A 17,586-nucleotide genomic window follows, 5' to 3' on the forward strand; every position below is an offset into this window, starting at 1 on the left:
GGCCCCGCCGTACGCCCCATGGAGTGATGGCGGCCCGGACGCGCGGCGGACCCCAAGGCCCGGACGCGCGGCGGGCCCCAAGGCGCGGACGCGCGGCGGGCCCCAAGGCGTGACCGCGCGGCGGGGTTTCAGAGACGTGACCGGGCCAGCCGGGTGATGGCGGCGAAGGGTGCCAAGTCGTCGGGGGTGGGTTTCTCGACGAGGAGGGCCAGCGCCACCAGGCGGAACACCAGGGCGCGGGCCAGGAGCTCCGGACCTTCCTCGCCGAGGGCGTCCACCAGGTCCGGTCCCGCGCCGTGGTGGAGGAGGGCGTCGGCGACGACGATGGCCTCCGCGTACCCGGCAGGCCGCCAGTACGGGGAGAAGTCGATGACCGCGGGCGGGCTGCCGCGGTGGAACAGCACGTTGCCGGTCAGGTCGCCGTGCACGAGCTGGGCGGGCGCGGCGACCGGCGTGAGCAGCGGGCGCAGGGCCGCCAGCAGCGGTGCGGCGTCCCCTCGCAGGGTGACGTCCTCCTCCTGCCACGCCACCCGGTCGGCGATCGCCCACGGGTGCGCGCGCCGGTCCAGCAGGTCGGGGCGCGGTACGGCGCGCAACGCCTCGTGGAAGGCGCGGCCGACCGCGAGCAGCGACGCCCACCTCCCGTCAGGGCACGGCCTGCCCGGGACGAGCTCCGACGCCGTCCACCCGTCGACCACGTACGTCCCGGAGTCCGCCTTGATCGGCCGGGGCACGCGGAACGACACGGACGGCGGCAGGCGGTCGAACAGCCCGGCGCACCACTCCGCCTCCTCCCGGCCGTCGACCGGTTTCAGCACCGCGCGGCCGACCCGTACGGCGCGTCCCTCCCCGCCGGGCAGCGGCTCGGGGTCACCGGACAGGCCGAAGGCCACGAGCACGCTCGCGGGCGGGAGAACCGTCATGTCTCCGATCTTCGCCGCCCCGCAAGGATGTTCAAGACCTTGGGACGGGATGCAAGCAGGCTGGCGACATGACCATCACCGCAATCTCGTCGATCGTGATCGACTGCGCCGACCCGGCGGCGCTCGCCGCCTTCTACGCCCAGGCCGTCGGAGGGAAGGTGACCGACGCCGACGCCGACTGGGCGAGCGTCGAGGGCGGCCCCGTCGGGCTCACCTTCCAGCGCGTGGACGGCTACCAGGGGCCCGGCTGGCCGGGCCCGGGCAAGCACGCGCACCTGGACCTGCGGGCGGCCGACGCGGAGTCGGCCGTGCGGGAGCTGGTGGCGCTCGGCGCCACCAGGCCGGAGTTCCAGCCCGGGGACGGGTGGACGGTGCTGCTCGACCCCGAGGGTCACCCGTTCTGCGTCTCCGCGGGATAGGCGCCGAGCCCGGCGAAAATACGGACGTGGCGACGCGGGCCGCCGGACGGGAAGTCGGTCCAGCGGACCACCCGATGAGCCTGCCCGGTGGATGCGGCGGCCACCCGCCGCGCCTCCGGATCCGGTCCCGGGGGATGCCGATCCGACGGTACGAGGCTTCCGGGCCGGCGTCCACGTCCGTCTGAGAGGTCGCATGACCTCGCCCGGCGACCGTCCTCTAGAATCTGATTCTGTGACGTCCGCGTTCTTCACCTCGCGAGGCGGCGAGTTCGTCCCCGCCGCCCACGCGCACAGCCCGTGGTCTCCCGGCATGCTGCACGGCCGCCTGCTCGGCGGGCTGGCGGCCCGCGCCATCGAGGCCCGCTACGGCGACCCCGGCCTGCACGTCGCGCGGCTCACCGTCGACCTGTTCCGCAACAGCCCGCTGCTGCCGGTCACGGTCGAGACCGCGCTGGTGCGCGACGGGCGGCGGATCCGGGTGGCGGACGCGACGCTCCGCACCGAGCAGGGCGTGATCGGCCGCGCCGGCGCCGTCCTGCTGCGCACCGGTGAGCAGCCGGAGAACGAGCAACCGCTCACCGCCCCCTGGGACGAGACCCCGCCCGACGGCCCGCCGCCGTCCGCGCAGGGCTGGAAACCGCCGTTCGAGATGTGGTGGATGCCCGGCCAGCGGCGGATGTGGATGCGCGAGGACCGCCCGCTCGTCGACGACGAGAAGCTCACCCCGATCGTGCGCGCGGCCCTGGCCGGCGACTTCGCCAGCCCGCTCACCGCGATGGCCGACGGCGGCGTCGCCTTCATCAACGCCGACTACACGCTCACCCTCGCGCGGATGCCCGAGGGTGAGCTGATCGGCATGGAGGCCACCGGCCGGGTCGCCGCGGAAGGCGTCTCCACCGGCCAGGTCACCCTGCACGACACCGCCGGCCCGTTCGGCTTCTGCGTGGTCACCGCCCTGGCCAACCCGGTGCCGCTGCGCGGCTGACCAGGCGGGCCGGCTAGGCGGGCCGCTCCGCGCGGTCGCCCGACCAGTCGGTGTGGAAGGCGCCCTCCCGGTCCACCCGCAGGTACGTGTGCGCGCCGAAGTAGTCGCGCAGCCCCTGCACCAGGGCGGCCGGGAGCCGGTCGCGGCGCAGCCCGTCGTAGTAGGCCAGCGCCGAGGAGAAGCCGGGCGTCGGCACCCCGATCTGGACGGCCGTGGTGACCACCCGACGCCACGACTCCTGCGCGACCCCCAGCGCGGCCGCGAACGTCGGGTCGGCCAGCAGCGTCGGCAGGCTCCGGTCGGCGTCGTAGGCGGCGCGGATCCGGTCCAGGAACTTGGCCCTGATGATGCAGCCGCCGCGCCAGATCGTCGCCATCGCGCCCAGGTCCAGGTCCCAGCCGTACTCCTTGGACGCGGCCGCCATCTGGTCGAAGCCCTGCGCGTACGCGACGATCTTGGACGCGTACAGCGCCTGGCGCACGTCCTCGACCAGCTCCTTGGCGCCCACCCCGGACAGCGAGGGGCCCGCCAGCGACCGGGCCGCCGCCCGCTGCTCAGGGTGGCCGGACAGCGCCCGCGCGAACACCGCCTCGGCGATGCCCGTCACCGGCACGCCCAGCTCCAGCGCGCTCTGCACGGTCCACCGGCCGGTGCCCTTCTGCTCGGCCCGGTCCACCACGACGTCCACGAACGGCTTGCCCGTCGCCGCGTCCACCTGGTCGAGCACCTCGGCGGTGATCTCGATCAGGTACGAGTTCAGCTCGCCCTGGTTCCACCCGCGGAACACCTCGGCCAGCTCGGCCGGGGTCGCGCCGAGCGCCTGGCGCAGCAGGTCGTAGGACTCGGCGATCAGCTGCATGTCCGAGTACTCGATGCCGTTGTGCACCATCTTCACGAAGTGGCCCGCGCCGTCGGGGCCCACGTGCACCGCGCACGGCACCCCGTCGACCTGGGCCGCGATGTCCTCCAAGATCGGGCCGAGCGCCTCCCACGACTCCTTCGACCCGCCCGGCATGATGCTGGGGCCGTTGAGCGCGCCCTCCTCGCCGCCGGAGATGCCGGTGCCGACGAAGTGGATGCCCCGCTCGCGGAGCGCCGCCTCCCGCCGCCGGGTGTCCTCGAAGTGCGCGTTGCCGCCGTCGACGATCATGTCGCCCGGCTCCATCAGCCCGGCGAGCTGGTCGATCACCGCGTCGGTGCCGGCACCCGCCTTCACCATGATGATCGCCCGCCGCGGCCGCTTCAGCGAGGCCACGAAGTCGGCCAGCTGCTCCGACGGCACGAACGTCCCCTCACCGCCGAACTCCCGCACCAGCGCGTGCGTGCGGGACGCCGACCGGTTGTGCACCGCCACCGCGTAGCCATGCCGGGCCAGGTTGCGGGCCAGGTTGCGGCCCATGGTGGCCAGGCCGGTGACGCCGATGTCTGCCAAGTCCATGTGAAAGCTCCTCTATGGGTGATACGCAGGCCCCGGCCCGAGGGTTCGGCCGCTAGTCTCCGCGCCGTACGCCCAGCTCGTCGAGCCGGTCGAGCATGTCGGCGGGGTCGGCGTATACCCGGAACGCCCCCGTACGCTCAAGTTCATCCCTGCCGTACCCGCCGGACAGCAACCCGATCCCGAGCGAGCCCGCGCGGCGCGCGGCGAGCAGATCCCAGATGCTGTCGCCCACCACCATGGCATGCACCGGATCGACCCGCAGCAGCGCGGCCCCGGCCAGGAACAGGTCGGGGTCCGGCTTGGCCCGGCGCACCAGGTCGCGCGTCACCATCGGGGTGTCCTCAGGCAGCTCCAGCATGCCCAGCGCGAGCCGGGCCGTGCGCGCGTACCCGCTGGTCGCGATCGCCCACGGCACGCCCCGCGACGACAGCTCGGCCAGCAGCTCCCTGGCCCCGGGCAGCGGCCGGACCGAGCCGACCTGCTGCTCGTACGCCTCCGCGTGGGTCGTCTGCAGCGCGTCGATCTGCTCCTGGGTGAGCTTCAGCCCGGTCTCGCGCAGCAGCGCGTGCACGAACAGGCCGCCGCTCATGCCGATGCGGCGGTGGATGCGCCACACCGACAGGTCGATGCCCAGCCCCGACAACGCCTGCCGCCACGCGATGACGTGCTGATAGACGCTGTCGATGAGAGTGCCGTCGAGGTCGAACAGGAACGCCGGAGCCGGTGTCTCAGGGAAGTCGTCCATGTCCCCATGACACCATGGAGTCATGAGGATCATCATCGCGGGCGGGCACGGGAAGATCGCGCTGCGGCTGGCCAAGCTGCTCGGCCCGGCCGCCGTCGGCCTGGTCCGCAATCCCGCGCACATCGCGGACGTCGAGGCCACCGGAGCGCGGGCGCTGGTGTGCGACCTGGAGGAGGCGGGCGTCGACGAGGTGACCGAGATCGTGCGCGGCGCCGACGCGATCGTGTTCGTCGCCGGCGCGGGGCCGGGGAGCGGCGCCGCCCGCAAGGACACCGTCGACCGGGCCGCGTCGGTCCTCATGGCCGACGCCGCCGAGCGGGCCGGGGTGCGGACGTTCGTGCAGATCTCGTCCATGGGCGCGGGCAAGCCGCCGGGCCCCGGCACCGACGAGGTGTGGGCCGCCTACATCGAGGCCAAGACCGCGGCCGAGGACGACCTGCGCCGCCGCGACCTCGACTGGACCATCGTGCGTCCCGGCCGGCTCACCGACGAGCCCGGCACCGGCCTGGTCCGGCTGGAGCCGGAGGTGCCGTCCGGCTCGGTGCCGCGCGACGACGTGGCCGCCGTCGTCGCCGCCCTGCTGCGGTCCGGCGGCGCGGGCGGCCGCACCTTCGAGCTCGTCTCCGGTGACACGCCCATCGTGGACCTGGTCGCCACCGAGTGACCGATGGCCGGTGAACGTCCGGTCGACGCCCTCGTAAGGTCCGCCCGGGATGTGCAGAGTGGGTCCGCACACGGCCGGGAGGCCGAGGACGCGCGACCGGAGGGTTCATGGGTGCGAGCCGCACGGACATGGCGACGCTCGGCAGGGATCTCGCCGGGCAGGTTCTGCTGCCCGGTGACGACGGCTATGACAGGCGCAGACGCGTGTGGAACGCGATGGTCGACCGGCGGCCGGCGCTCATCGCGCGCTGCGCGCACCGCGACGACGTGGCCGCCGCGGTGCGTTTCGGGCGGGACCACGGCCTCGAGATCGGGGTGCTCTGCGGCGGCCACAGCGTCCTCGGGCTGCCGGTGTCCGACGGCGGCCTGCTGATCGACCTGTCGCTCATGGACGCCGTGCGGGTGGACCCGCCCAGCCGTCGCGCGTGGGTGCAGGGCGGTGCGCCGCTCGGCGCGCTGGACCGCGCGACCCAGCGGTTCGGCCTGGCGACCACGGCGGGCAACGTGTCCCACACCGGCGTGGGCGGGCTGACGCTCGGCGGCGGCATGGGCTGGCTCGCCCGGCAGTACGGCCTGGCGTGCGACAACGTCGTGTCCTTCGAGATGGTGACCGCCGACGGCGACGTGGTGCGCGCGGACGCCGAGGAGAACGCCGACCTGTTCTGGGGGCTGCGCGGCGGCGGCGGCAACTTCGGCGTGGTGACCGAGTTCGGGTTCCGCCTGCACGAGTCCGGCACCCGGGCGCTCCTGGCCGACCTGTACTTCGACCCCGAGGACGCGGCGGCGCCGATGGGCGGGTGGCGCGACCTGATCGCGGACGCGCCCCGTCGCGCCACCCTGACCGCGTGGACCGGCATCGCGGGCGACTGGCCGCACTTACCTTCCGAGCTGCACGACCGGCCGCTGGCCTCCGTGGGATACGTCTGGGTGGGCGACCCGGAAGAGGGCCGCCGTCTCCTGCCGGCCCTGCGCGACCTCGGATCGCCGGTCGCCGAACGCGTCCAGGAGTTGCCGTACCTCGACCTCCAGACCATGGACGACACCGTGGAAGGTCACGCCCTGCGCCGCTACTGGAAGGGCCACTACTTCACCGGGTTCCCCGACGACGCGGTCCGCGCCTTCCTGGCGCCCGGCGACGGGCCGTTCCGCCCGGCGGCGAGCCTCCAGTCGTACGGCGGCGCGATCGCCGACGTGGCCGACGAGGAGACGGCCTTCAGCCATCGTGGCGCGCTGGTGGAGTTCGTCGCCTCGCAGCGCTGGTCGGACCCCGCCGAGGACGCCGGCCGCATGGCCGCCGCCCGCAGGTACGGGGCGTCGCTGGAGCCCTACGCCACCGGCGCCTACGTCAACGCCCTGACGGACGAGGGCGAGACGGGCGTGCGGCGGGCGTACCCGGCGGAGAAGCTCGCCCGGCTGACGGCGCTCAAGGACCGGTACGACCCGGACAACGTCTTCCACCTCAACCACAACATCCCGCCCACCGCACGCGCCGAACCTTAGGAAGACAAGGCCGTACGGGCCAGATCCTGGCATTCCTCCATCGTGAGACGGGACAGGGCGTCGCGGACGGCGGGGACGCAGACGGGGGCCATCGACAGGCTCGTCACGCCGAGGCCGGCCAGCACGGGGGCGAGCTTGGGGTCGCCGGCCGCCTCGCCGCAGACGCCCACCGGCTTGCCGGCCGCGCGCCCCGCCTCGGCGCAGATCTCCACCAGGCGCAGCAGCGCCGGCTGGGCCGGGTCGAGCAGGTCGGCCAGGCCGGGATGCTGCCGGTCGGCGGCGTAGGTGTACTGGCTCAGGTCGTTGGTGCCGATGCTGAGGAAGTCCACCTCGCGCAGCAGGCGGCCGGCCAGCAGCGCGGCCGCCGGGACCTCCACCATCGCGCCCACCTTGGCGATGCCCCTGGCCCGGGCGCGGCGGGCGAAGGCGGCGGCCTCGGCGGGGGTGCTCACCATGGGGGCCATCACCCACGCGTCCGCGCCGGTGCGGCGGGCCGCCTCGGCGATCGCGTCGAGCTGGGTGTCCAGGACGTCCGGCAGCACGCGGTCCACGCGCAGCCCCCGGATGCCGAGGGCCGGGTTGTGCTCCTCGGCCAGGCCCAGGAACGGCAGCGGCTTGTCGGTGCCCGCGTCGAGCGTGCGCACCACGACATACGGGACTGCGGCGAACACGTCGGCGTAGGCGGTGACCTGCTCCTCGTACGAGGGAGCCTGCTTGCGGTCCAGGAACAGGAACTCGGTGCGGAACAGCCCGACGCCCTCGCCGTCGGGGCGCAGGTCGGCGGCCGAGCCGATGTTGAGCAGCAGCTTGACCGGGTGGCCGTCGGCGGTCCTGCCGGGGCCGGTGGTGGCCGCGAGCCGGGCGCGCTCGGCGGTGTCCTGCTCGCGGATGCGCGCCGCCTCCTCCTCCGTGACGCCCACGGCGATCTCGCCGGTGCCGCCGTCGACCGCGACGTACGTGCCGTCCGCCAGGCCCGCCGCGCCCGCGCACGCCACCACGGCGGGCAGCCCGCGGCCGCGGGCCAGGATCGCCGTGTGGCTGGTCGGGCCGCCCTGCACCGTCACCAGCGCCAGCACCTCCGCGCCCAGCCCGGCGGTGTCGGCGGGGGAGAGGTCCTCGGCGACGAGCACGAACGGGTGGCCGGGCGAGGGCACGCCGGGCATCGGCACGCCGAGGGCGGCGGCCACCGCGCGGTGCTTGAGGTCGTCCAGGTCGGCGGCTCGCTCGGCGAGGTAGCCGCCCAGCGCCGCGAGCGCCTCACGGTGGCGGGCGAAGGCGGCGTCCAGGGCGTGCGGGGCGTCCAGGCCGTCGCGCACCCCCTGCTCCGCCTCCTCCTTGAGCATCGGGTCGTCGGCCATCATGGCGAGCGCATCGAGGATCTCCCCGGCGCTGCGGTCGCCGCCCGCCGCGGCGGCGGATCGGCGGCGCAGGTCTTCGGCGACCGCCTCCAGCGCCTTGCCCACGACGGCGAGCTCGGCGTCCAGGTCGGTCACGGGGCGCGGGCCGGGCAGCGACGGCGGCCCGGCCATGCGCAGGCACGGCCCCGCCGTGCGCCCCGGGCTGACCCCCAGCCCGGCCAGGGAGGCCGGGCCGGAGGGCGAGACATCAGGCATCGAGGGCCTCTTCCGCGTCCAGATCGCGGGACAGGAGTGCCGCCAGGGCGTCGAGCGCCTCGTCGGCGCCGGGGGCGTCCGACTCCAGCGTCACCTCGGTGCCGCGCACGGCGCCCAGCGACAGCACGCCCAGCATGCTGTGGGCCGGGACCGACTTCTCTCCCACCCGGATACGCACCGGCACCCCCAGCCGCGCCGCCTCCTGCACGAACAGCTTGGCGGGCCGGGCGTGCAGCCCGCTGGCCGACGCGACGGCCACGGTCCTCTCGGGCATGGCGACCTCCTCACGGTTCGATGGTGACCTTGATGGCCGCGCCCTGGCTGACCAGGCCGATCCCGTCGAGCACCCGCGAGAGCGGGAGCCGGTGGGTGATCAGGTCGGCGACGGGCACGGCGCCCTCGGCGATCAGGCGGAGGGCCTCGGCGTTGTGGGCGGGGCTGGAACCGTTGGCGCCGACGATCGTCAGCTCACGGTAGTGGACGAGGTTCGAGTCCAGCCTGATGAACGGGTCGTCCTTCGGCAACCCGCCGAAGAAACTGATGCGGCCCTGCCGGGCGGTCATCAGCACGGCCTGCTCCTGGGCGGCGCCGGCCGCGGCGGCGGTGATGACCACGTCGGCGCCCCGGCCGCCGGTCAGCTTGAGCACCTGCTCCACCGGGTCGGCGTCGATCGCGGCATCGGGACGTACGAGCTCGGCCGCCATCGCGAGCCGGTCGGTGTTCACGTCCACGAGGAACACCCGCGCGGCGCCGCGAGCCCGCGCCAGCCGCACGTGCAGGCACCCGATCGGGCCCGCCCCCATCACCACCACGTCGTCACCCGTACCCACCCGGGCCAGCGCCTGCCCGTTGAGCACGCACGCCAGTGGCTCGGCCACCGACGCCTCGGCGAACCCGACGCCGTCCGGGACGGTGTTCACCCCGTTCACGGCCAGCACCTTGGCCGGAACGATCATGTACTCGGCGAACCCGCCGTCGTAGTGGTAGCCCATCGACTCCTGGTTCGGGCAGACGGTCAGCCGGCCGTGCCGGCAGTCGGGGCACGTGCCGCACGGGATGGCGGCGATCACCTGCACCCGTTCGCCGGTGCCGAGCACCTCGCCGGCGATCTCGTGGCCCATCACCCGGGGCGGCCGGATGTGGTGGTGGCCGAACTTGTAGATCTTCGCGTCGGTGCCGCACGTCGAGCAGTTGCGCACCCGGATCTTCAGCTCGCCGGGGCCGGCGACCGGCTCCGGCGCGTCCTCGATCCGGATGTCGCCCGGCGCGTGGAATCTGGCGACCTTCACGTTGTCAGCTCCCTTATCACCTGATCGGCCTCCGTCGCCTCCCGCAGCGTGCGCGCCCGCTCCGGGTCGAGGAGGATCTCCGCGAGCGCGGCCAGCAGCGGCACGTGGCCGTCGTCCTTGGCCGCGATCCCGACGCACACCGTGACGAGCTCGCCGTCCCAGTCGACGCCGCCGGGGAAGCGCACGACGCAGATCGCGTCGCGCTTGACGTCCTCCTTGGCGGCCGCGGTGCCGTGCGGGATGGCCACGCCCTCCCCGACGTACGTGGAGATCGAGCGTTCACGTTCGAGCATCGCGCCGACGTACGGCTCCGCGACCGCGCCGATGTCGACCAGGACCCGCCCGCACCGCCGGATGGCCTCGTCGCGGCCGGCTGCGCTCTCGTGCAGGAGCACCGCGCGCGGGTCGAGCAGGTCGTCACGCATCGACGGTGCCGCCGCTCTTGATGGTGGCGACCAGCTTGGTCACGGCCGGGTCGCCCAGGAAGATCTGGAACGGCACCAGCACCTTGTCCGGCGCCACCGCCTTGGCCCTGGCCGCCAGCCCGGCGTGGCAGAGCACCACGTCGGCGTCGGCCGGGATGTTGTTCACCGGCGTGTGCTCGACGGTGACGCCCGAGTCCTTGAGCTGCTTGCGGAGCTGGCTGGCGAGCATCACGCTGCTGCCCATGCCCGCGTCGCAGGCCACGATGATCTTGTGAATGTCCTTGCTGTCGATGCTGGGCACGGTTCACGCCTCCTTGCCGGCGGTACGGGTCTGGGTCTCCTCGGCGGATTCGGCGCGTTCGGCGCTCCCGGCCGGCTCGCGGCGCTCGCCGTTCGCCGGCTGCTCGTCGAGGGAGTCCTCGGTGGCGCCGGCGGAGGTCCCGGCGTCCTCGGCCGACAGGCCGGCGGCGGGCTCCTCCTCCTTCTCGCCGCGGCCGAAGCCCAGCAGCAGCGCGGCCAGGACGAACGACACGGCCGTGGCGACCACGATGCCGGCGATCACGCCCAGCAGGCCGCCGCGCGGCGTGACCGCCACGTACGCGAAGATGCTGCCCGGCGACGGCGTGGCGACCAGCCCGGAGCCGGTGATCATGAAGGTGAACACGCCGGCCGCGCCGCCGCCGATGACGGCCAGGATGAGCCGGGGCTTCATCAGCACGTACGGGAAGTAGATCTCGTGGATGCCGCCGAAGAAGTGGATGATCATCGCGGGCGGCGCGCTGGGACGCATCGCGCGCGGGCCGAAGAACATGAAGGCGAGAAGCAGGCCGAGGCCGGGGCCGGGGTTCGACTCCAGCATGAACAGGATCGACTTGCCGGTCTCCGCCGCCTGGGTCACGCCGAGCGGGCCGAGGACGCCGTGGTTGATGGCGTTGTTGAGGAACAGCACCTTGGCCGGCTCGATCAGCACGGACGCGAACGGCAGCACGCCGGTGCCGATCAGCCAGTTCACCGCCTCGCCCGCGACCCTGGTGACCTCCTGCACGACCGGGCCGATGCCCAGCACGCCGGCCACGGCCATGGCGCCGCCGACGATGCCCGCGGAGAAGTTGTCCACGAGCATCTCGAAGCCGGCCTTGGTCCGCGCCTCCGTGAACTTGTCTACATATTTCAGGATCAAGGCGGTGAGCGGACCGATGATCATCGCGCCGAGGAACATGGGCACGTCCGTGCCCACCACGACGCCCATCGCGGCCACGGCGCCGACCACGGCCCCCCGCTGTCCATGCACCATCCGGCCGCCGGTGTAGGCGATGAGGATGGGCAACAGGGTGGAGATGATCGGGCCGACCATCGCGGCGAGCGACTCGTTGGGCAGCCAGCCGGTGGGGATGAACAGGGCGGTGATGAGCCCCCAGGCGATGAACGCGCCGATGTTCGGCATGATCATGCCCGCCAGATAACCGCCGATCCGCTGGATCGTGGCCTTGACGCCGGTGCCGTAGACCGGGGGTGTGTAGGTGTCGGCCATGGGACATTGCTCCTTCGGGGGGTGAGCAGGCTCGTGCGTGATGAGCGGGGGGTCAGCGGGGGGACGGCGGCGGGAGCCCCGCGCCGGGACCCGTCTCCGTGAGGCCGTCGCCTCTCCCGGCGGAGAGCGTCGCCGTCCCGTCCGGGCGGCCGGCGGAGGCGGGTGTCACGGGCCGGGGGAGACCCGGCTCTCCGGCGGCGCCCGAGGGAACGTTCCCGCGGGGGAGCGGCGAGGTCAGCGGCCGGGCGGGGTCGGGGCGTCGGACGCGGACGGCGTCGCGGCGGATGTCCGAGGGCCCCGGCATCCGGCTGCCCGGCAGGCCGACCGCCGCCGCCCCCCAGGCCAGCGCCTCCACCAGCGCCACCTCACCCCGCCCGCCGCCCGCCAGGAACCCGGCGAGCATCGCGTCGCCCGCCCCCACCGCGCTGCGCGGCTCGGCGACGGGCGCCTCCCCGTACCAGGCGCCGCCGTCCTCGACCAGGACGGCGCCGTCGGCGCCGAGGCTGGCCAGCACCGTGCGGGCGCCCGCCGCCCGCAGCTTGGCCGCGGCCGCCACCACGTCGCCGACGCAGGTGATTGCCATGCCGGTGGCGCCGGCCAGCTCCTCCAGGTTGGGCTTGACCAGTGCGGGCCCGGAGCCGAGCGCGCAGGCGAGCGCCGGCCCGCTGGTGTCGATCGCCACGTGGATGCCCGCCCCGGCGAACCGGCGGCACAACCGGGCGTAGACGTCCTCGCGCACCTCGGGCGGCAGACTTCCGGAGGCGACCACCCAGTCGGCCTCGTGCGCCTCGGCCAGCACCGAGTCGGCGATCGTGTCGAGCTCGCCGGGTGAGAGCGCCGTGCCCGGCTCGTTGATCTTGGTGACCGTGCCGTCGGGCTCGGCCAGCGTCACGTTCGACCGGGTCCGGCCGGCCACCGGCACGGTCACCATGTCCAGGCCCTCCTGGCGGAGCAGGTGCACGAGCTGGCGGCCCTCGTCGCCGCCGAACGGCACCACGGCGCGCGAGGCCACCGCGTTGGCGAGCAGGGCGCGGGAGACGTTCACGCCCTTGCCGCCGGGGTCGAGGCGGGCGGCGGCGGCGCGGATGACGGCGCCCCGGTCCAGGGCGGCGATCTCGATCGTGCGGTCCAGGCTGGGGTTGAGCGTCAAGGTCAGGATCATGCGCGCACCACCTGAGGTCCGGAGGCCGACAGTTCGGCGGCGAGCGCGTCGTCCAGTCCGGTGTCGGTGATCACCACGTCGATCTCGCTCAGCGCGGCGAACCGCGCGAGGTAGGTGTTGGTGAACTTGGTGTGGTCCGCCAGCAGCACGCTGCGCTCGGCCGCGCGGACCATCGCCCGCTTGATCGCCGCCTCGGCCGGGTCGGGCGTGGTCAGGCCCTTCTCCGCAGAGCACCCGTTGGTGGCCATGAACGCCACGTCGACGTGCAGGTGGGCCAGCGGCTGCAGCGCCCAGTCGTCCACCGTCGCCAGGGTGCGGCCGCGTACCCGGCCGCCCAGCATGATCACGTTCAGGTTGCTCCGGGCGGCGAGGACGGTGGCGAGCGGCGGCGAGTTGACCACCACGGTGAGCTCGCGGTCGGCGGGGAGCACGCCGACCAGGCGGCCCGTGGTGGTGCCCGCGTCGATGATGACCGATCCGTCGTCGGGCAGCTCGGCCAGGGCGGCCTTGGCGATGCGCTCCTTCTCGGCGGTCATCACCTCGTCGCGGGTGGCGAGCGCGGGCTCGAAGCCGAGCCGCTCCACGGGGATGGCGCCGCCGTGCACGCGGCGCAGCACGCCGGCCCGCTCCAGCGCGGTCAGGTCGCGGCGGATGGTCTCGGTGGTGACGTCGAGCTCGGCCGCCAGCGACACCACGTCGACGCGACCCGCCGCGCGCGCCCTGCGCAGGATCTCCTGCTGCCGTTCCTCGGCGTACATGATGTTGATTCACCGCCGTTTCGAGTTGGTTTCCCCTGTGTTTATCGCCGTTTCTGTGGTTGGTCAAGACTCTGATAGGTATGTCCGATGCGAATCAAGCCCTGGGCCGCGGTCGCCGCGGCCGTGCCCCTCGCGGCAGGATGCGTCGCAGGCCCCGTGGCGGCCCCCGCCCGCGCGTCCGGCTCCGCCCCGCAGAGCTCACCGGCCCAGAGCCCGTCCGCCCAGGTCACGGCGTCGGCGACGGAGTCGGACGCGGCGGCGCGCACGGCCAGGCCGCCGAAGGTGCCGCCGGGCACGACCGCGTCGTGGCTGGTGTACGACCGGCAGCGGGGCAAGTTCGTGGCCACCCGCCACGCGCACCGCAAGTACCGCTCCGCCTCGGTCATCAAGATCCTGATCGCGATCGACTTCCTGGAGTCGCGCAAGGCGGTCTCCACGGCCGACGCCAGGCTGCTGAAGATCATGCTGCGGGAGAGCGACGACGACGCCGCCACCGCGTTCTGGAACCGCGGCGGCAAGGGCGCCATCGTCACCCGGATGGCACGCAAGCTCCGGCTGGCGGACACCACGCCGCCGCCCGCGTCCAAGCCCGGCTTCTGGGGTTACGCGACGCTGAGCGCGCACGACGTCGTGCGCACCTACCGCTACCTGCTCGACACCGCCGCGCCACGGGTGCGCGAGACGATCCTGGGCCATCTGCGCAAGGCCACGCCGTGCGGCAGCGACGGGTTCGACCAGACCTTCGGCATCCCGGACGGGGTGCCGGGGCGCAAGGCGGTCAAGCAGGGCTGGTCGGGCTTCGGGCTGACGCCGCCGGTGCGGTGCGACGCCAGGACGCAGAGCGCGTCCATCTCCCTCGTCGCCGCCCGCGCCGCCGACGAGCGCGTGCCCGACTACGGCCGGCCGGTGCTCTACACGACCGGGCTGGTGGGCAAGGACGAGAGGTACGTCATGGCGGTGCTGACCGCGCATCCGGCGGGCAGCTCGTGGCGGAGCGCGGTGCGTCGCATCACGACGATCACCCGCGACCTCCACCGCGGCGTGTCATAGCGGCCCCGGCTTCGTCAGAACGCCAGCCGCGGCGCCGCCGGGGAGAGCACGGCCGGCTCGCCGCCGACGGCCCAGCGCGCCTCCAGCTCGCCGGCCAGGTCGGCGATGAGCTCGCGGACGTCGTCGGCGGCCGTGGCGTGCAGCGCCTCGGCCACGATGAGCACGTCCGTCGTGCTGCCGCGGACTGCGGAGTGCCCGCTCTGCCGGTTCGTCCAGCGGCGGGCGTGCGCCCGTCCGGCCTCGTCCGCGAAGATCACCTCACCCGGTTCCGGGTGCTCGACGTCGCCGCCGAAGGTCGTGTAGGTCTCGTCGCCGGTGGCGCGCCGTACTTCCAGGAAGCCGGTGACCCGGGAGACGTCGAAGACCGCGACGGGGACGGCGTAGGCCAGCGACGCCGCGTTGCACAGGTCGATCAGCGGGTGGATGCGCGGCAGCGCGCCCTCTTTCCTGAAGCGGCGCAGCAGCGACTCCGAGGCGCACCGGTACTGCGTCGGCTTGAGCTCCATCCGGGAGAACGCCCGCCGCCACGCCTGGATCTCCGGCAGCTCCGCCTCGGACCCGCCGCCGAGGCGGGAGCGGGCAACGTCGGAGAACCGCTCCACCGCCCCGGTCACGTCGGCGGCGGGCGTGATGCCGGTCGCCACGATCGTGCCGGGCACCAGCTCGGGGAAGTCGCGCCAGATGGCGTCCGCATGGTGGAAGTACATGATCGGCCAGGCTAACGGACACCCCGGTCACGGGCGACCCGCGGTCAGTGGCCCGGCCGACTCATGTACGCCGCGTACACCTTCTTCGGCACGGCCATCCGCCATGCCTCCACCACCAGCTCGCGCATCTCGTCGGGATCGAGGGCGGCCATGCGGCCGACCACCCAGTGGAAGCGCAGATCGGACTCCCGGGGCAGGAGGAACTTGTCGGGCTCGGCGGCGATCAGCGCGTCCCGCTCCTCCTTCGGGAATCCGAACCCCATCAGCGTCTCGTCGCGCGAGAACGCGACGTAGACGATCGAGCCCACGCGGAACTTGACCCGATCCCTGATCAGGTGCTCCGACGATCGCGGGAGGGTCACCGCGAGCTGTCGTACGTCCTCGACTGTGATCACGCCCGCAACGTTAGCGGGTGGCCTCCGCCGAGGAGATGTCGGCGAGCGCCGAGTTCGGGTCGCGCTCCATGGCGAGGTCGCCGATGCTCAGGATGCCGACCGCGCGGCCGTCCTCGACCACCGGCAGGCGGCGCACGGCGTGCTGGCGCATGAGCTGGACGGCCTGGTCGATGCTGGTGTCGGGACAGACGACCTCGACGGCGGGCGTGCACGCCTCGCGTACGGGCGTGTCAGGGCCCTTGTCGTCGGCGACGAGCCGGATCGTGATGTCGCGGTCGGTCACGATGCCGGACATGCGGCCGTGGTCGTTGACGATGATCGCGCCGGTGTCGTTGTCGCGCATGAGCGCGGCCGCGGCGCTCACCGGCTGGCCGCCGTCGATGCTCGCGGGACTGGTGGTCATCACGTCTGCCACGGTTCTGGCCATGGTGTTGGCCATGGTGTGCCTCCTCGATGTTCCTGGTCGGAGGAGCAGCATCTACCCGACATCCCCCCGGCTCACTTGACGAATGAGGTATTTGTCGGAATTTAGCTTACGGTACGTGACTTCTCGTACGCGGCGAGCACCTGCTTGCGGCGCTTGGCCGGGAGGCGGTCGATGTAGAGATGGCCGTCGAGGTGGTCGGTCTCGTGCTGGAGGCAGCGCGCCAGCATGCCGGTGCCCTCCACCGTGACCGGCCGCCCCTCGGCGTCGAAGCCGTGCGCCGTGGCCCGGTCAGGGCGGGGGAGCGGGGCGTACTGGCCCGGGACCGACAGGCAGCCCTCCTCATCGGCGTCGAGCCGGCGCAGGCCGAGGCCGGGCAGCTCCAGCGTGGGGTTGACGACCACGCCCCGGTGGTGGACCCCGTCGGCGTCGGGGCAGTCGTAGACGAACACCCGCAGCGGCACGCCGATCTGGTTGGCCGCCAGCCCCACCCCGTCGGCCGCGTACATGCTCGCGAACAGGTCGCCGACCAGCGCCCGCAGCGCGTCGTCGAATCCGGTGACGGGCTCGCACGGCGCGTGCAGCACCGGGTCGCCCACCAGCACGATCGGCCGGACCTCGCCCACGGCAACCGCCCTTTCCCAGACGTCCGGCCCAGTCTACGGTCACCCGTCAGATGTCCATATAGCAAGACATATCCTCTTGAATAATGAGATGGATGATAGCGTGCCGTTCATCATCCGATGACGAGGGAGTCACGATGGACACCGTCTACACCCATGGCCACCACGAATCCGTGCTGCGCTCCCACCGGTGGCGCACCGCCGCCAACTCGGCCGCCTACCTGCTGCCCGCCCTCCGCCCCGAGGCGACCCTGCTCGACGTCGGCAGCGGCCCCGGCACCATCACCGCCGACCTGGCCGGGCTGGTGTCCAGGGTGACCGCCACCGAGGTGAGCGAGGAGGCGCTGGGGCTGGCCAGGGCCGAGTTGACGGCCAGAGGGGTGGCCAACGCCGACTTCGCCGTCGCCGACGTGCACGCGCTGCCGTTCCCCGACGGCTCGTTCGACGTCGTCCACGCCCACCAGGTGCTGCAGCACGTCGGCGATCCGGTCCAGGCGCTGCGCGAGATGCGGCGGGTGGCCCGGCCGGGCGGCGTCGTGGCCGCCCGCGACAGCGACTACGCGGCCTTCGTCTGGTATCCGCGCGTCCCGGCGCTCGACGACTGGATGGCGCTCTACCAGAAGGTGGCCCGCGGCAACGGCGGCGAGCCCGACGCCGGGCGGCGGCTGCTCTCGTGGGCCCGCGCCGCCGGTTTCACCGACGTCACCGCCACCTCCTCCACCTGGTGCTACGCCTCACCGGAAGACCGCGCCTGGTGGGGTGGCATGTGGGCCGACCGGGTCCTGCGTTCCGCCATGGCGGAGCAGGCGCTCGCCACCGGCGCCGCCACCGCCGACGACCTGCGGCGGATCTCCGAGGGCTGGTGGGAGTGGGCGGCGGACGGCGACGGCTGGCTGTCGATCCTGCACGGCGAGATCCTCTGCCGCGTCTGACAAG

The 17,586-nt window shown here is 73.5% G+C and carries 21 protein-coding genes; 6 read left to right on the forward strand and 15 right to left on the reverse strand.

The window, feature by feature from the left end; all coding sequences use genetic code 11:
* Positions 1-128: 128 nt before the first annotated feature.
* A complete protein-coding gene (locus ACGFI7_RS28435) occupies positions 129-923 on the reverse strand; it encodes a TIGR02569 family protein (RefSeq protein WP_393409803.1) in 795 nt (264 codons plus the stop codon).
* 68 nt (positions 924-991) lie between these two features.
* Here ACGFI7_RS28435 and ACGFI7_RS28440 point away from each other — a divergent pair, with 68 nt between their 5' ends.
* Positions 992-1,342: a VOC family protein gene (locus ACGFI7_RS28440; RefSeq protein ID WP_393409804.1), complete on the forward strand. Its 351-nt coding sequence runs from the start codon at positions 992-994 to the stop codon at positions 1,340-1,342.
* A gap of 232 nt (positions 1,343-1,574) precedes the next feature.
* The gene (locus ACGFI7_RS28445; RefSeq protein ID WP_393409806.1) at positions 1,575-2,327 is read left to right on the forward strand and encodes a thioesterase family protein; all 753 of its coding nucleotides are present in this window, start codon (positions 1,575-1,577) and stop codon (positions 2,325-2,327) included.
* Positions 2,328-2,340: 13 nt separating this feature from the next.
* On the opposite strand, the gene gndA is transcribed toward ACGFI7_RS28445, so the two are convergent.
* Positions 2,341-3,765 carry an NADP-dependent phosphogluconate dehydrogenase gene (gene gndA / locus ACGFI7_RS28450; protein WP_393409807.1) on the reverse strand — a complete coding sequence of 475 codons (1,425 nt, stop codon included), beginning with the start codon at positions 3,763-3,765 and terminating at the stop codon, positions 2,341-2,343.
* Positions 3,766-3,817: 52 nt separating this feature from the next.
* Positions 3,818-4,510: an HAD family hydrolase gene (locus ACGFI7_RS28455; RefSeq protein ID WP_393409809.1), complete on the reverse strand. Its 693-nt coding sequence runs from the start codon at positions 4,508-4,510 to the stop codon at positions 3,818-3,820.
* Positions 4,511-4,532: 22 nt separating this feature from the next.
* Between ACGFI7_RS28455 and ACGFI7_RS28460 the strand changes: the two genes are divergently transcribed.
* Positions 4,533-5,174, forward strand: a complete 642-nt coding sequence (locus ACGFI7_RS28460; RefSeq protein WP_393409810.1) for an SDR family oxidoreductase — start codon at positions 4,533-4,535, stop codon at positions 5,172-5,174.
* Positions 5,175-5,281: 107 nt separating this feature from the next.
* The gene (locus ACGFI7_RS28465) at positions 5,282-6,673 is read left to right on the forward strand and encodes an FAD-binding oxidoreductase (protein ID WP_393409811.1); all 1,392 of its coding nucleotides are present in this window, start codon (positions 5,282-5,284) and stop codon (positions 6,671-6,673) included.
* Here the strand turns inward: ACGFI7_RS28465 and ptsP are convergent.
* Genes ptsP through ACGFI7_RS28505 form a run of 8 tightly spaced genes read right to left on the reverse strand, consistent with a single transcriptional unit; the run spans position 6,670 to position 13,451 of the window.
* Entirely contained in the window at positions 6,670-8,286 is a 1,617-nt protein-coding gene (gene ptsP / locus ACGFI7_RS28470; protein ID WP_393409812.1) for a phosphoenolpyruvate--protein phosphotransferase, read from the reverse strand. The two genes, ACGFI7_RS28465 and ptsP, sit on opposite strands and share 4 nt — an antisense overlap.
* Positions 8,279-8,560 carry an HPr family phosphocarrier protein gene (locus ACGFI7_RS28475; protein ID WP_393409813.1) on the reverse strand — a complete coding sequence of 94 codons (282 nt, stop codon included), beginning with the start codon at positions 8,558-8,560 and terminating at the stop codon, positions 8,279-8,281. Before ACGFI7_RS28475 ends, ptsP begins: the two co-directional genes overlap by 8 nt.
* A gap of 10 nt (positions 8,561-8,570) precedes the next feature.
* Positions 8,571-9,575 (reverse strand): zinc-binding dehydrogenase, encoded by a 1,005-nt coding sequence (locus ACGFI7_RS28480; RefSeq protein ID WP_393409814.1) that lies wholly within the window; start codon positions 9,573-9,575, stop codon positions 8,571-8,573.
* Complete coding sequence (locus ACGFI7_RS28485) at positions 9,572-10,000, reverse strand: PTS sugar transporter subunit IIA (protein WP_393409815.1); 429 nt, start codon at positions 9,998-10,000, stop codon at positions 9,572-9,574. The genes ACGFI7_RS28480 and ACGFI7_RS28485 overlap by 4 nt, the downstream gene beginning before the upstream one ends.
* Positions 9,993-10,301: a PTS lactose transporter subunit IIB gene (locus ACGFI7_RS28490; RefSeq protein ID WP_393409817.1), complete on the reverse strand. Its 309-nt coding sequence runs from the start codon at positions 10,299-10,301 to the stop codon at positions 9,993-9,995. Before ACGFI7_RS28490 ends, ACGFI7_RS28485 begins: the two co-directional genes overlap by 8 nt.
* Before the next feature lie 3 nt (positions 10,302-10,304).
* Positions 10,305-11,531, reverse strand: coding sequence for a mannitol-specific PTS transporter subunit IIC (mtlA, locus tag ACGFI7_RS28495; protein WP_393409819.1), 1,227 nt, complete (start codon positions 11,529-11,531; stop codon positions 10,305-10,307).
* Positions 11,532-11,583: 52 nt separating this feature from the next.
* Positions 11,584-12,693, reverse strand: coding sequence for a 1-phosphofructokinase (pfkB, locus tag ACGFI7_RS28500; RefSeq protein ID WP_393409821.1), 1,110 nt, complete (start codon positions 12,691-12,693; stop codon positions 11,584-11,586).
* Positions 12,690-13,451: a DeoR/GlpR family DNA-binding transcription regulator gene (locus tag ACGFI7_RS28505; RefSeq protein WP_393409822.1), complete on the reverse strand. Its 762-nt coding sequence runs from the start codon at positions 13,449-13,451 to the stop codon at positions 12,690-12,692. Before ACGFI7_RS28505 ends, pfkB begins: the two co-directional genes overlap by 4 nt.
* Before the next feature lie 87 nt (positions 13,452-13,538).
* Between ACGFI7_RS28505 and ACGFI7_RS28510 the strand changes: the two genes are divergently transcribed.
* A complete protein-coding gene (locus ACGFI7_RS28510; protein ID WP_393409823.1) occupies positions 13,539-14,501 on the forward strand; it encodes a hypothetical protein in 963 nt (320 codons plus the stop codon).
* A gap of 14 nt (positions 14,502-14,515) precedes the next feature.
* Here the strand turns inward: ACGFI7_RS28510 and ACGFI7_RS28515 are convergent, their stop codons facing one another.
* The 4 genes from ACGFI7_RS28515 to def all read right to left on the reverse strand — a co-directional run bounded on the left by ACGFI7_RS28515 (position 14,516) and on the right by def (position 16,653).
* Positions 14,516-15,208 (reverse strand): B3/4 domain-containing protein, encoded by a 693-nt coding sequence (locus tag ACGFI7_RS28515; protein ID WP_393409824.1) that lies wholly within the window; start codon positions 15,206-15,208, stop codon positions 14,516-14,518.
* A 44-nt stretch (positions 15,209-15,252) separates the two neighbouring features.
* Positions 15,253-15,603 (reverse strand): MmcQ/YjbR family DNA-binding protein, encoded by a 351-nt coding sequence (locus ACGFI7_RS28520; RefSeq protein ID WP_393409825.1) that lies wholly within the window; start codon positions 15,601-15,603, stop codon positions 15,253-15,255.
* A 10-nt stretch (positions 15,604-15,613) separates the two neighbouring features.
* Complete coding sequence (locus ACGFI7_RS28525; RefSeq protein ID WP_393409827.1) at positions 15,614-16,042, reverse strand: CBS domain-containing protein; 429 nt, start codon at positions 16,040-16,042, stop codon at positions 15,614-15,616.
* A gap of 89 nt (positions 16,043-16,131) precedes the next feature.
* Positions 16,132-16,653, reverse strand: a complete 522-nt coding sequence (gene def, locus ACGFI7_RS28530) for a peptide deformylase (RefSeq protein ID WP_393409828.1) — start codon at positions 16,651-16,653, stop codon at positions 16,132-16,134.
* 134 nt (positions 16,654-16,787) lie between these two features.
* On the opposite strand from def, the gene ACGFI7_RS28535 reads away from it, so the two are divergent.
* Positions 16,788-17,582 carry a class I SAM-dependent methyltransferase gene (locus ACGFI7_RS28535; RefSeq protein ID WP_393409829.1) on the forward strand — a complete coding sequence of 265 codons (795 nt, stop codon included), beginning with the start codon at positions 16,788-16,790 and terminating at the stop codon, positions 17,580-17,582.
* The last annotated feature ends 4 nt before the right edge of the window (positions 17,583-17,586 follow it).

Origin of the sequence: Nonomuraea sp. NPDC048826 (assembly GCF_043198225.1) — a bacterium.
Taxonomy (GTDB): Bacteria; Actinomycetota; Actinomycetes; order Streptosporangiales; family Streptosporangiaceae; genus Nonomuraea.

What these genes read in the sequence shown, in the direction of transcription:
- ACGFI7_RS28460 (WP_393409810.1), top strand. Translation starts at nt 4,533, where the DNA reads ATGAGGATCATCATCGCGGGCGGGCACGGGAAGATCGCGCTGCGGCTG.
- ACGFI7_RS28525 (WP_393409827.1), bottom strand. Translation starts at nt 16,042, where the DNA reads ATGGCCAACACCATGGCCAGAACCGTGGCAGACGTGATGACCACCAGT.
- ACGFI7_RS28535 (WP_393409829.1), top strand. Translation starts at nt 16,788, where the DNA reads ATGGACACCGTCTACACCCATGGCCACCACGAATCCGTGCTGCGCTCC.
- ACGFI7_RS28475 (WP_393409813.1), bottom strand. Translation starts at nt 8,560, where the DNA reads ATGCCCGAGAGGACCGTGGCCGTCGCGTCGGCCAGCGGGCTGCACGCC.
- ACGFI7_RS28435 (WP_393409803.1), bottom strand. Translation starts at nt 923, where the DNA reads ATGACGGTTCTCCCGCCCGCGAGCGTGCTCGTGGCCTTCGGCCTGTCC.
- mtlA (WP_393409819.1), bottom strand. Translation starts at nt 11,531, where the DNA reads ATGGCCGACACCTACACACCCCCGGTCTACGGCACCGGCGTCAAGGCC.
- ACGFI7_RS28505 (WP_393409822.1), bottom strand. Translation starts at nt 13,451, where the DNA reads ATGTACGCCGAGGAACGGCAGCAGGAGATCCTGCGCAGGGCGCGCGCG.
- ACGFI7_RS28485 (WP_393409815.1), bottom strand. Translation starts at nt 10,000, where the DNA reads ATGCGTGACGACCTGCTCGACCCGCGCGCGGTGCTCCTGCACGAGAGC.
- ACGFI7_RS28510 (WP_393409823.1), top strand. Translation starts at nt 13,539, where the DNA reads ATGCGAATCAAGCCCTGGGCCGCGGTCGCCGCGGCCGTGCCCCTCGCG.
- ACGFI7_RS28465 (WP_393409811.1), top strand. Translation starts at nt 5,282, where the DNA reads ATGGGTGCGAGCCGCACGGACATGGCGACGCTCGGCAGGGATCTCGCC.
- ptsP (WP_393409812.1), bottom strand. Translation starts at nt 8,286, where the DNA reads ATGCCTGATGTCTCGCCCTCCGGCCCGGCCTCCCTGGCCGGGCTGGGG.
- ACGFI7_RS28440 (WP_393409804.1), top strand. Translation starts at nt 992, where the DNA reads ATGACCATCACCGCAATCTCGTCGATCGTGATCGACTGCGCCGACCCG.
- gndA (WP_393409807.1), bottom strand. Translation starts at nt 3,765, where the DNA reads ATGGACTTGGCAGACATCGGCGTCACCGGCCTGGCCACCATGGGCCGC.
- pfkB (WP_393409821.1), bottom strand. Translation starts at nt 12,693, where the DNA reads ATGATCCTGACCTTGACGCTCAACCCCAGCCTGGACCGCACGATCGAG.
- ACGFI7_RS28455 (WP_393409809.1), bottom strand. Translation starts at nt 4,510, where the DNA reads ATGGACGACTTCCCTGAGACACCGGCTCCGGCGTTCCTGTTCGACCTC.
- ACGFI7_RS28515 (WP_393409824.1), bottom strand. Translation starts at nt 15,208, where the DNA reads ATGTACTTCCACCATGCGGACGCCATCTGGCGCGACTTCCCCGAGCTG.